Source organism: Aeromonas sp. A04, from assembly GCF_047780465.1.
Classification (GTDB): Bacteria; Pseudomonadota; Gammaproteobacteria; order Enterobacterales; family Aeromonadaceae; genus Aeromonas; species Aeromonas bestiarum.
The window spans coordinates 716,131-728,623 of the sequence record NZ_JBLNHP010000001.1 but is presented as its reverse complement, the minus strand read 5'-3'; the positions used below and the strand labels follow the sequence as shown (position 1 = coordinate 728,623).

The following is a 12,493-nucleotide window of genomic DNA, read 5'->3' as shown; positions in this document are numbered from 1 at the left end:
CCTGTTGAACAACTGTCGGGTGGCAAGAATACTGCAAAATCGATGCAAACAAAATTTCATTGAAATCTAAATTAGAAGTTACTAATGTAATGGCAATCTGTAGTTAACCGGAGTCTTGCTGATGAAACGGATCCTGATTGTAGGCGGTGTGGCCGGTGGTGCCTCTGCGGCGGCCAGAGCCCGCCGCCTGAGCGAAACGGCCGAGATAGTGATGTTCGAGCGGGGCGAGTTTGTCAGCTTCGCCAACTGTGGCCTGCCTTATCATATCGGCGGCGATATTCAGGACCGTTCGGCCCTGCTGCTGCAGACGCCGCAAAGCTTCAAGCGCCGTTTCAACGTGGATGTGCGGGTCTTTCACGATGTGATCGACATCGACAAAGCTGGCAAGACGCTCTTGGTGCGCAACCTGCTCACCGGTGAAGAGCGGTGCGAATCTTATGATCAGCTGTTGCTGAGCCCGGGGGCGGCCCCCATTCGCCCGCCTTTCCCCGGCATCGACAGCCCGGGCGTGCATACCCTGCGCAATATTCCCGACATGGACCGCATACTGGCGGCCCTGCAGCGCGATGATCCGCGCCATGTCACTGTGGTGGGGGGCGGCTTCATCGGGCTGGAGATGATGGAGGCACTGCACCAGCGCAAGCTGAATGTCACCCTGCTGGAGCTCTCCGATCAGGTGATGGCACCGGTGGACAGAGAGATGGCCAACATGCTCCATGCCCGCATCCGCGAAGAGGGGATCGACCTGCGGCTGCGCACCGGCCTCTCGGCCATCGAGCGCCAGGACGGGCAGCCGGCGCAAGCGGCCAGCACCGGCTTGCGGCTGACCCTGAGTGATGGCACCCGGCTCGACACCGACCTGCTGATCCTGGCCATCGGCGTCAAGCCCGAGACCTTGCTCGCCGCCAAGGCGGGGCTTGAGCTGGGGCCGCGCGGCGGCATCAAGGTGGATGCAGGCATGCGCACCTCGGATCCCTTTATCTATGCGGTGGGGGATGCGGTGGAAGAGACCGACTTCGTCACCGGCGAGTCCGTGCTGATCCCGCTGGCGGGCCCGGCCAACCGGCAGGGGCGGATCGCCGCTGACAACATGCTGGGCCGCGCTGAAACCTACAAGAAGACCCAGGGCACCGCCATCTGCAAGCTGTTCGACCTGGCGGTGGCCAGCACGGGCCTCAACGAGAAACGGCTGCTGCAACTGGGGCTGCCGTTCGAGAAGGCCTATGTGCATCCGGGCAGTCACGCCGGTTACTACCCGGGCGCCCACCCGGTCAGTCTCAAGCTGCTGTTTGCCCCCGATGGCAAGATCTACGGCGCCCAGGCCATCGGCAAGGACGGGGTCGACAAGCGTATCGATGTGCTGGCAGTGGCACAGCGCGCCGGGCTCAGCGTGTTTGATCTGCAGGATCTGGAGCTTACCTATGCGCCGCCGTTCGGCTCGGCCAAGGATGTGATCAACATGGCGGGTTTCGTGGCGAGCAACCACTTGAAAGGGGATACCCTGCTCTGTCACGCCGCCGAGGTGCAGGCCCGTCATCCCCATCAAAAGGTGCTGGATGTGCGCAATGGCCCCGAGCTCGACAAGCTGGGTCGCATCCCGGATGCCCTGCACATCCCCCTTGATGAGCTGCGTGGCCGGCTGGATGAACTGCCCAGGGATAAAGAGCTGCTCATCAGCTGTCAGGTGGGCTTGCGCGGTCACGTGGCCTGTCGCCTGCTCAGCCAGCACGGCTTCAAGGTGAAGAACCTCTCCGGCGGCTTCAAAACCTGGCAGATGGCCACCGCCGAATAGCGCTGACCCCGAGGGGGCAGTGTCAACATCAGTCAAAAGGCTACTCGGGGGAGTGGCCTTTTTGTTTTCGTTATTTGCCTGATGAATGGCTAGTGCGGCGTGTTGCCCAGTTGCTTGCGAACATGGTGTTGCAGGATCGCCAGCATGCAGGCGCCGGAGAGGCCTATCATCAGGGCGCCGTTGACCGCCTCGAGCGGTCCGAGCAGCTTCCACTGCGGGCTCATGACGATGTCGCCATAGCCCAGGGTGGCGAAGTTGACCCCGGAGTGGTAGACGGCCTCCTGCAGGGTGTCGAACTCCCCGAGCCACAGGAAGAGCCCGCCCCAGACGCCGATCTGGGCCAGGTTGCCCAGCATCACCAGGGTGATGATGCCAAACAGCGCCAACACCCCGGCGAGCATGCCTTCCCGCTCACTGAATCGCTTGACGTAGAAGCGGATGCACCAGACGGACATCAGGGATTGCAACAGCATGTTGGCCAGGATCACCGGGATGCCGACCAGAAAAATGGAAAACATATCAGTCTCCTATCGATGCTTCTGCCAGTGGCCGGCCGACGGGCCAGCACTGTTCGAGCAGCCAGATACACAGCCAGCCGTAACCGGCCACCAACAGATAGAGGCCGCAGCGCATCGCGGCCGCCAGCCAGACATCCTTGCCGGTGGCACTGTCCTCGATTGCCGGACCAAACAGGATCAGCGCCGTGATCCAGGCGTTGCTCCAGAACGACGGCGAGCAGCGGCTCGCCACCAGCCGGATCAGACGCCGCGCCAGCCAGAGGGTCATCAGGGCCAGCATCAGCACCAGCATCAAGAGCGAGGGCCAGAGGCTGAGACCCAGCCAGAGTGCGCAGGCCAGCAGGGCGCCCATCAGGGTCGAGAGCACCAGCTCCTGGCCCGCCTGTCTGGCGTTGAGGGAGGTACTCTGCTGGGCCAGCGCCACCGTCTTCATCACCGCCGGAATGTAGAATGCCGGGTTGCCGAGGGCCAGCAGCCACACCGGCAGCACTATGGCGACGGCGCGCAGCGCCAGCCGTTTGGGATGTTCGGGGGGCAATGGCACCGGCCTTGACGCCGCTCCCGCCACCGGCAGGGGAGGGAAGAGTGCGTGAGCCATGCGGTTGACCAGGGTACCTATCAGGATCCCCAGCCCCATCATCTGGGCGATGGCGATGGCAAGGGACTGCTCGATGAGCCCGGCCACCGGGATCACCGTAATGGCCATGATGAGCAGCATGGCGGCGGCCCCCTTGCCGGCCATCGACTGCTGCATCAGCAGGTAGAGCAGCAGGCCGATGAGCAGCACGGCCGCCAGGGCATAGTGGGTCAGCAGAGGGACCAGCAGCACTCCGGCGGCCATGATCCCCAGCAGCAGGAGCCCCCCTGCCAGCCCCTTCTTCAGGCCGAGCGCCTCCCCGGGGCGGCACAGCACCACCCAGGCCATGATGACGCCGAGGTGGGGCATGGGCAGGGCCAATCCGTAACAGATCCCCGCCGCGAGCCCGATGCCCGTGCCAATGCGCAGTACAGCCCTGTCGGCGTTATGCATATGGCGCCTCAATAGAGGAAGGAGAAGAGGCTCATCAGCCGGATATAGAGCGCCCCCAGGAAGTGCATCACCCCGCTCTCGCCGGTGTAGACCAGCACATCGGCCTGGCCGCCGACCCGCAGCGCCTCGACCGGCGGAAAGTCATCACTCTGGAAGGCGATTTTGACCGGGAAACGCTGCGCCTGACGCAGCCAGTCGCGGTTGTTGTCCACCGTGGGCAGGGCACCGGCGGGCTGGCTCTTGCCATCGCCTACCCCGTAGCCGACGCTGCGGATCTCTCCCTTGAACAGCTGTCCGGGCAAGCTGTCGAGCAAGATGGTGACCTTGTCCCCTGGCCGGACGTTGCCCAGGTTGTTCTCCGTCAGATCCGCCGACACCCAGACGTCATGGATGGCGATCAGTGTCATGGCCGGTGCGCCGGCCCCGATGAACTGGCCGGCATCCGTACTGAGATCCGTGATGAGGCCGCGACCCGGTGCCACTACTCGGGTGTTCTGGCGATCCAGTTGCGCCTTATGGACCGCCGAGCGGGCGCTGAGCAGCTGGGAGTTGTCATCACCGCTCGCCCCGGCGGCCTCGATGGCGCGACGGACGTCGGCTTCCGCTGCCGCCACCTGGCTCCTGGCCGTCTCGCGGCTGGCCTGGGCCACCTCGAGGCGACGTACCGAGATGGCGCCCGGATCCTCGCGATAGAGCCGCTCCTGGCGCTCCGCATCCTTGGCCGCGTTGTCATAGGCGGCGCGCATGGCCATCAGGGAGGCCTCGGCCGCCTTGACCCCTTCGGTGTTCGCCTTGACGCCGCTCAAGACCGTCTGGTAGTCGGAGTTGGCCTTGGCCAGGGCAATGTCATAGGGTTCGGGGTCTATCTCGAACAGGGGGGAGCCTGCGTCCACGTCCTGATTGTCGTGGACATAGACCCGCTTGATCTGGCCGGACACCTCGGCGGCGACGGGGATCACGAAGGCCTGCACGCGAGCCTGGGAGCTGTAAGGCGTCAGCCGGTCGGCCAGCAGATACCAGCCAAGCAGCAGGACGATTAACCCCAGCAGCCCTTGGGTGGCGCGGCGGCTGGCCTGACCGGGCGAGGCAGATCTGTCAGTCATGGGGGATTACCTTGATGGTCGTGGGTGGGGGCCGGGTGGCATCGAGCAGGGGAGCCCAGTCTGCGCGGGCTCTGAGCCGGGCATCGACCTCCGGGGTCACCAGGGCGCGCGATCGTCCCGGTTCCCAGCCACCGCCGAGAGCCTTGTAGAGCGTGATGAGGTCGCGCATCTGGGCACCGCGACTGTTGACCAGGCGCTCCTGCTGGTTGAACAGGGCGCGCTGGGAGTCGAGTACCCGCTGGAAGTCGGCCATCCCCTCGCGGTACTGGGTGTTGGCGATGTCCAGAGAGCGACGGGCCGCCGCCCCTGTCTGGATCAGCAGGGCGAGTTCATCCTGGTCGTTGGCATAGGCCACGGCTGCATCGTCCACCTCGCGAGCCGCCTTGAACACGGTATCGCGATAGCGTTCGTGCAACTGCTGGAAGCGAGCATCCTGCACCAGGATCTGGTTGCCGAGCCGCCCCTGATCGAGCAGGTTCCAGCTCAGTGACGGCCCGACGGCCCAGGAGAAGGTCTCGTTGCTGCCGCTGGTCGCGCTGATCCCCAGGGTGCCGAGCAGGGTGATGGCGGGGTAGAGTTCGGCCTCTGCGACCCCGATCAGCGCCGACTGGGCGGCCAGTTGCCGCTCCGCGACGCGCACGTCGGGGCGACGGCGCAGCAAGTCTGCCGGCATCTCGGCGACCAGTGCGAGCGCACCTTGCGGGATCTTCCCGGTATGGCGGCTCATCTCCGGCAGCGGCCCCGGAGCCCTGGCAAGCAGGGTACTGAGGGCATTCTGACTCTGGCGCAGGTTGGTTTCGAGCTGCGGGATGCCGGAGAGGGTGCCGAGGTACTGGGTCTTGGCCTGCTGCACATCCAGTTCGGCGCTGTTGCCGCTTTTGAACAGCCGCTCGGTGATCTCCAGGCTGCGCTGCTGGATGCGGGCGTTCTCATTGGCTATCTGCAGGCGGGCCTCGACTGTGCGTATGCTCACATAGAGCTGGGCCACCTGGGCAATCATCAACACCTGCACATCGTCATACTGCGCCAGGGTGGCAAAGTAGTTGGCATCCGCCGACTCGACACCACGCTGGAACCTGCCCCAGAAGTCGAGTTCCCAGCCGAGGTTGAAGCCAGCGCCATAGCGACTGCCCGCGCTGCTGTGGCCGCTCTGGGTCTGGCCGGCCTGCAGCCATTCCCCCGTGCCCACAGTGGCTTGCGGGCCGAGCAGGCTCTCGGCTATGCCGAGCTGGGCCTGGGCCTCGAGGATGCGCAGGCCCGCGATCCGTACGTCCGGGTTTTTGACCAGAGCCTCCTCGACCAGCGCAGTCAGCACGGGGTCATTCAGCCGCTGCCACCACTGGTGATAGTCGAGAGAGCGAGCCGCTGCTGGCATCTCGTGCTGGCTGGCGTTCTGCCAGCTGGCTATCTCCTCGACTCGGGGCGTCTGATAGTCGGGGCCGAGCAGAGTACAGGCGCCGAGCAACAGGCATGCGCCCCCGGCAAGCAGGGGGCGCATGAGAGGCAGGTCGGGAGCCATAGGGTTATTGGCCCGTGCTGGCCAGACCTTCGTTGACCCAGGCCATGAAGATGCGATAGCCGATGGAGAGCAGGGTGGCCCCGATGAACATGCCGAGGATACCGCTGGTGGCCATGCCGCCCAGGGCGCCGAGCAGCACCACCGGCATGGGGGCATCGACACCACGCCCCAGCAGCAGCGGCTTGAGCACGTTGTCTGCCATGCCCGCTACTATCAGCAGTACAGAGTAAATGATGTTCACTACTGTGCCGTGATCGCCCGCCGCCCACATGTAAGCGATGGCGGGGCCTGTCACCAGAATAACGGGGACCTGGGCTATGCCCAGGATGAGGGCCAGGATAAAGAAGATGCCGACCGCCGGGATCCCTGCCAAGGACATGACGATGCCTGCCAGCAGGGCCTGAATGAAGGCGACCCCGATGACCCCTTGAGCGACGGCCCGTATGGTGCTGGTGCACAGCTTGGTCAGGGCGAGGCCCTTGCGCTCATCCGTGATGCGCATGGCGATGCGGTCGGCACTGACGGCACCTGCCGTGCCCCAGGCCATCATGATGCCGGCGACGATGAAGGAGACAACGAAGCCAAGCAAGCCGCCCCCCATGCTGGCCAGCATGCCGACGACTTGCTTGGCCAGATCTCCCAACTGCGGCCGGTAGCTGTTCACCAGGCTGGGCAGATCCTGCGAGGCTTTTGACCAGATGCCATGCAGCTTGGCGCCCACCAGCGGAATGCTGGCGATGTCAGCAGAAGGTGCCGGGATCACCAGAGTATTGTTGTCCATCTTGTCGACCAGGGCGCTGACGCTGTCGCCCAGCGAGCTGAGCATGGCCACGGTGGGGGCCACGATCAGCAGCACGCCAAGCAGCACCAACAGGGTCGATGCCCGCCCTTGCTTTCCCCCCAGCCGTGCGGCAAAGCGCTGGTGCAGCGGATAGAGGGTCACGGCCAGGATAAGGGCCCATAGCATCATGTTCATGAAGGGTGAAAAGACGGTAAAGCAGAAAGAACCCAACCCCATGATCAGACCAAACTTGATGAACATATCTAGGAATCTGGCAACTAGTCGTTTTTCAAAAAGAGACTGGTCATTATTTTCCATTTTGACGAAACCTCATGATTAACAAAGGGGGCATACTATTCGGTGTGGCTAACGTCCAAGCCGGCAATCACATAAATATAATTGGATCTTTCATGTCGCTATATTCATGGCTGCACATCATCTCGGATGATGTTTGTCGCAATGCATTGAATAAATTAGATGTTTATCAAGCTTCTTAAAGATGGATTCTCTTTGTAATTTCCATTTCGACATGTTCTAAAAACAGTTGCTGTCTGAGCGTGAACCATCGTTAACTTCAGTAAAGATGGCAGTGACATTCAGTTTAGCCGGGGTTGATAGAAAGCATGTGGGTAGCGTCACACCAAGCATGGGTTTCGTAAGAGGTGCCCAATGACATGTCTGCCGGCTTGTTATTCGAACGACAACGCTATGGCCGTCTGGAATCACTGCTGAACAGCGAGGCGCTTGGCCTCCAGGAAATGAGTTTTGTGTCAAGCGAGTCGGATGTCTTATCCTGTTGCCTATCGCGCTGCTGTGGCAGCGATCCAATCCGGGATGGAACCTATGCGCCCCTTTGACCCTCGCCCTGCTGCCCACCACCTTGCTCCCCTGCGGCTTGCGCCGCGCCGGCGTCGCTGGTCTGCCTTGTTGTTGAGCGGACTGGCCGGTCTGCTCCTGGCCGGCTGCGGCCCTGACAAGCCCGCCACTCATGCCACAGCCAGTGCGCCGACTACGCAAACCGGCGCGCAGCAGGAGGCAGGAGCACCTGGCTCAGTGGTGCAGGCCAATGCCCGCCAATATAGAGACGCACCGGCGTTGGCGCTGGTCTTCTCCGGCCCGCTGGCGCCCAGGGCGAACTGGCAGAGCTGGCTGGCGGTGAGCCAGGGGGGCAAGCAGGTGCAGGGGGAGTGGATCCTGGCCGAGGATGGCCGCACCCTCTACTTCCCGCAGGTCGCACCCGACCAAAGCTACGAGGTGACCCTCAAATCGGGCCTGGGTCCTGAGCCCCAGCGCTGGACCCTCAAGACCCGGCCGCTGGAGGCGGGGGCCTCGTTTACCGCCAGCGGCATGGTGTTGCCGCTGCGCCAGGAGCTGCGCCTGCCCATCAGCGCGGTCAACGTGGATGAGGTCAATATCGACTTCTTCCGGGTCGATGCCGGCTATCTGCCGCGCTTCTTGGCCGAGTACAGACCCGGCGCCGGCATGGGCAACTGGGAGCTGGATCAGATCACCAGCCGCGCCAAGCGGGTATTCAGCGGCCGCTACGCGCTGGCGCTGGATGCCAACCGCCGCGAGACCCGCCTCATCAACGTCAAGGAGCCGCAGCTGGCCGAGGCCGGTGTTTACTTCGCCGTCATGTCCCCCCTTGGCAACTACGACTGGCGCAAGGAGACCACCTATTTCGCGGTGAGCGACATGGGGCTCAGTGCCCGCCGTTACCGGGATCAGCTGGAGGTGTTTGTCAGCTCGCTGGCGAGTGCGGATCCCCTCAAGGAGGTACAGCTCTCCCTGCTCGATGAGAAGGGCAACCGGCTGCAGGTGCAGACCAGTGACAATCAGGGCCATCGCCGCTTCGACCAGGTGCAGGGCGCCCGCCTGCTGCTGGCCGAGCAGGGCAGCCATCTGGCTGTGCTGCGCCTCGATGGCGCCGCGCTGGATCTCGCCGCCTTCGATCTCGGCACCCAGCCCTGGCAGGCCCAGCAGTTGTATCTGTTCAGCGGGCGGGATCTCTATCGTCCCGGCGAGCGGCTGGACAGCGAGATCCTGCTCAAGGGGCAGGATGGCCAGCTGCTGCCGGGAATGGCGGTGGAGCTGGAGGTGAAACAGCCGGACGGCCAGCTGCTCGAACAGAAACGGCTGCTGCCGGACAGCCTGGGGGCCGCCCACTACGGTCTGCGCCTGCCGGATGACGCGCCGCTCGGGCGTTGGACCATCAGCCTGAAAACCGCCGCTGGCAGCCGCTTCGAGTGGCCCTTCCTGGTGGAGGAGTTCCTGCCGGAGCGGCTCAAGCTGCAACTTGGCAAGGGGCCGGATGGCGAATTGCTGACCCCGCAAGAGGCGCTCACCCTGCCGTTGCAGGGTGATTATCTCTACGGCGCCCCCGCCAGCAACACCAAGGCGAAGGCCGACGTGAAAATAAGCCGTGCGGCCATGCCCTTCACCCAGTGGCAGGAATTCACCCTGGGGGACGTGTTGCTCGCCGAGCAAACCAAGGAGCTGGAACCCCTCAACCTCACCCTGAATGAACAGGGGCAGGGGACCTTCTCGCTGGCAGATGAGCTGGATGGCGTGCACGCCCTCGGACCGCTGGAGGTAGCCTATCGGGTGTCGCTCTCCGAGCCCGGCGGTCGCGCCGTCAATCGCAGTCGCACCCAGTACGGCTGGCCGGCGGGCAGCCAGTGGCCGGCCCTCAGGGCCGATTTCGTGGCGGACAGGGTGGAAGGGGGCAAGCCGCTGCCCTTCCAGATCCTCAACCTGGATGACAAGGGCCAGCCGGTGGCGGGCGAGGTGAAGGTGCGGCTGGTCAACGAATACCGCGACTACTACTGGCACTACGCCGACGGCGAGGGGTGGAAGTACGAGTTCAACAGCCAGCCCTATCTGGAACAGGAGCAGACCTTGCAACTCGATGGCAAGGGGCCGACCGCCCTCAGTTTGCAACTGGCGGCGGGCTGGTATCGATTGGAGGTGGAGAACAGTCAGGGCCATCAATCCAGCCTGAGGGTCGAGATCGGCAGTTACGCCTGGGGCGGTGGTGGTGAGCAGGCGCGGCCTGACAAGATTGCCATCAGCCTCGACAAGCGCGCCTATCAGGCCGGCGACAAGGCGAAGGTGACCCTGGTTGCCCCCCGTGCAGGCAAGGGGCTGCTGCTGGTGGAAGATGGCGACGGCCTGTGCTGGTGGCAGCGTATCGAGCTGCGAGCCGAAGGCGGTGGCTCAGCAGAGGCGCGTGGCGAGTTCGAGATCCCCATCAGCCCTGAGTGGCAGCGTCACGATCTGCATATCTCAGCCCAGATCGCCGCTCCCGACAGCGAATCAAAGCCGGTGAGCCAAAAGAGCGTGCAGAGTCTGCGCTCGGTCGGCCTGGTGCCGCTCACCCTGGACAGAGAAGCCCGCCGCCTGCCGCTCAGCCTGAGTGCGCCGGACAAGGCGGTGCCGCTCACCCGTTTCGAGGTAACCGCCACCTCCACCCCCAACAGTCAGGGGCGAGTGGTATTGGCGGCGGTGGATCGGGGCGTGCTCAATATCAGCGATTACCAGCCCCTCTCCCCGTTCGAGATCTTCTTTGGCCGCAAGCGCTTCGCGCAAGACTTGTTCGACAACTACGGTCAGGTGATACCGCCGCAGGATGGCAAGCTGGCCCGCCTCAACTACGGCGGCGATGCCCCGGCGCTGAAGAAGGGCGGTGCGCTGGAGAGCCGGGTCGAGATCGCCGCGCTCTGGAGCGGTGAGGTGAGTTTTGACGAGAGTGGCAAGGCGGTGATCCCGCTCGATCTGCCCAACTTCAACGGCGAGCTGGCACTGATGGCGCTGGCCTGGAACGCGCAGCAGGTGGGGGAGGCCGAGCGCGCCGTCAAGGTGGTGGCACCGCTGGTGGCCGAGATCGGCTGGCCGCGCTTTGGGGCCAGGGGGGATCAGACCCGCGCCCTGATGCAGCTGCGCAACATGAGCGGCGAGGATCAGAGCCTGTCGCTGGTCTGGACCCTGACCGGCGGCTTGCAGGCGGGCGGTGAACTGCCCGAGACGCTGACGCTTAAAAACGGCGAGGAGCAGTGGCTGACCCTGCCGCTCACAGTGACCGGGGCGAGCGGGGTGGCCCGCCTGCAACTGGCGGCGAGCGGCAAGGGCTTTGCGATAAGCCGCGACTGGTCGCTGCCGCTGCGCTCCCCCTGGCCTGCCCAGACGCGCCAGCGCTACCAGATGCTGACACCAGGTCAGCAGATGAGCTTTGCCCAGAGCGAACTGGCCGGGCTGGATCCCGCCAACCTGCAAGGGCTGCTCAGCCTCTCAGGTACGCCCCCCTGGGATCCGGCGGCCCAGTGGCAGGCGCTGGCCGATTACCCCTACGCCTGTCTGGAGCAGACCCTGTCCCGCGCCTGGCCTTACTTGCTGACCACGGCGGATGAGCGTGCGGCCTGGTCCAAACCTGTGCAGGGGAGCAAGCCGGTGAGCGAGGCGGATCTGCAGCGCACCCTGCTGCAGCGGCTGCAACGGTTACAACTGCCGAGCGGCGGCTTTGGCCTGTGGGACGGTCGATCCGACGAGGAGCAGTGGCTCACCGCCTATGCGGCCGACTACCTGCTGACCCGCAAGGAGGCCGGGGACGCCGTGCCCGAGGCCATGTTGAGTCAGGCCCTCAATCGCCTGCAGAGCTACCTCACCGACAGCCAGTACGGCGATCGCTGGAGCAGTGCCCCAGAGCACAGCCGGTTGGCCTATCAGGCCTACAGCGCCTATGTGCTGGCGCGGGTGGGCAAGGCGCCACTCGCCACCCTGCGCCTCATCTGGGAGCAGCAGGCGGATCACGCCCGCTCAGGCCTGCCGCTCTTGCACCTCTCGCTGGCGCTTTCGGCCATGGGGGATGAGCAGAATGCCGCCAAGGCCCTGGCTCGGGCATTGGCGACCGAGCGCGGTGAGGATTATCTGGGGGATTACGGTTCACCGTTGCGCGACCAAGCTCTTGCGCTTTCGCTGCTGCGCCAGCACAAGCTGGCCGAGGATCGCTGGCCTGCGCTGAGCGCCAGGGTGGCCGATACCCTGGCTCACCGTCAGTGGCTCAGCACCCAGGAGCGCCTCGCCTTGCTGCGACTGGCGCAAGTTGATCCCGCTGCCGACTGGCAGGCAAGGCTAGTGTCAATCAATGGCGATCATCCCGTTGCCGGTCAAAACAGCCTGCAGATCGGCGCACCCGAGGCGCTGGCGGCGAGCGCCGTCACCAACGAGGGCAAGGGCTCCCTGTATGTGCAACGCACCCTGGTAGGCTACCCGGAGCAGGCGCCCGCACGCATCAGCCAGGGCATGAGCGTGACCCGTAGCTGGTTCAATGCCGATGGTAAGCCGCTCGATCCCGCCAAGGTGCGGGTCGGCGATCTGGTGGTGGTGCGGCTCAATGTGAGCAGCGAGCAGACGGTGCCCGACGCCCTGCTGGTGGAGATGCTGCCGGCGGGCTTCGAGCTGGAAAACCCGGCCCTTGGCACCAGTATCAAGCTCGAGGAGCTCAGCATAGAGGGCAAACCTGCGTGGCAGAGCGAGTGGAACGACTACCTCAAGCATCAGGAGTTTCGTGACGACCGCTACACGGCGGCGCTGGATTTGAGCGAGGGGGGCAATCAGCAGCTGGTCTACCTGATGCGGGCCGTGACCCCGGGCCGTTATCAGGTGCCGCCGACCCAGGTGGAGGATATGTACCGGCCGGAGCTGCGGGCGGTCGGGCAGGATATTCACGAGGTGATCATCTCTGAGTAACGCCC

The 12,493-nt window shown here is 64.4% G+C and carries 7 protein-coding genes; 2 read left to right on the top strand and 5 right to left on the bottom strand.

Annotation, left to right across the window (positions count from 1 at the left end):
- Positions 1-121 precede the first annotated feature (121 nt).
- On the top strand, positions 122-1,792 hold the full coding sequence (locus ACM3N8_RS03195; protein WP_416015435.1) for an FAD-dependent oxidoreductase: 1,671 nt from the start codon (positions 122-124) through the stop codon (positions 1,790-1,792).
- Positions 1,793-1,881: 89 nt separating this feature from the next.
- Here ACM3N8_RS03195 and ACM3N8_RS03190 read toward each other — a convergent pair whose 3' ends face one another.
- The 5 genes from ACM3N8_RS03190 to ACM3N8_RS03170 are packed head-to-tail and all read right to left on the bottom strand — an operon-like array spanning position 1,882 to position 7,004.
- The gene (locus ACM3N8_RS03190; RefSeq protein WP_290016906.1) at positions 1,882-2,310 is read right to left on the bottom strand and encodes an ion channel; all 429 of its coding nucleotides are present in this window, start codon (positions 2,308-2,310) and stop codon (positions 1,882-1,884) included.
- Position 2,311: 1 nt separating this feature from the next.
- Positions 2,312-3,340, bottom strand: a complete 1,029-nt coding sequence (locus ACM3N8_RS03185; RefSeq protein ID WP_290016905.1) for a hypothetical protein — start codon at positions 3,338-3,340, stop codon at positions 2,312-2,314.
- An 8-nt stretch (positions 3,341-3,348) separates the two neighbouring features.
- The gene (locus ACM3N8_RS03180) at positions 3,349-4,443 is read right to left on the bottom strand and encodes an HlyD family secretion protein (protein WP_416015434.1); all 1,095 of its coding nucleotides are present in this window, start codon (positions 4,441-4,443) and stop codon (positions 3,349-3,351) included.
- The gene (locus tag ACM3N8_RS03175; RefSeq protein ID WP_416015433.1) at positions 4,436-5,941 is read right to left on the bottom strand and encodes an efflux transporter outer membrane subunit; all 1,506 of its coding nucleotides are present in this window, start codon (positions 5,939-5,941) and stop codon (positions 4,436-4,438) included. The genes ACM3N8_RS03180 and ACM3N8_RS03175 overlap by 8 nt, the downstream gene beginning before the upstream one ends.
- Positions 5,942-5,966: 25 nt before the next feature.
- The gene (locus ACM3N8_RS03170; protein WP_241278201.1) at positions 5,967-7,004 is read right to left on the bottom strand and encodes an AI-2E family transporter; all 1,038 of its coding nucleotides are present in this window, start codon (positions 7,002-7,004) and stop codon (positions 5,967-5,969) included.
- A gap of 582 nt (positions 7,005-7,586) precedes the next feature.
- Here ACM3N8_RS03170 and ACM3N8_RS03165 point away from each other — a divergent pair.
- Positions 7,587-12,488: an alpha-2-macroglobulin family protein gene (locus ACM3N8_RS03165; protein ID WP_290016901.1), complete on the top strand. Its 4,902-nt coding sequence runs from the start codon at positions 7,587-7,589 to the stop codon at positions 12,486-12,488.
- The last annotated feature ends 5 nt before the right edge of the window (positions 12,489-12,493 follow it).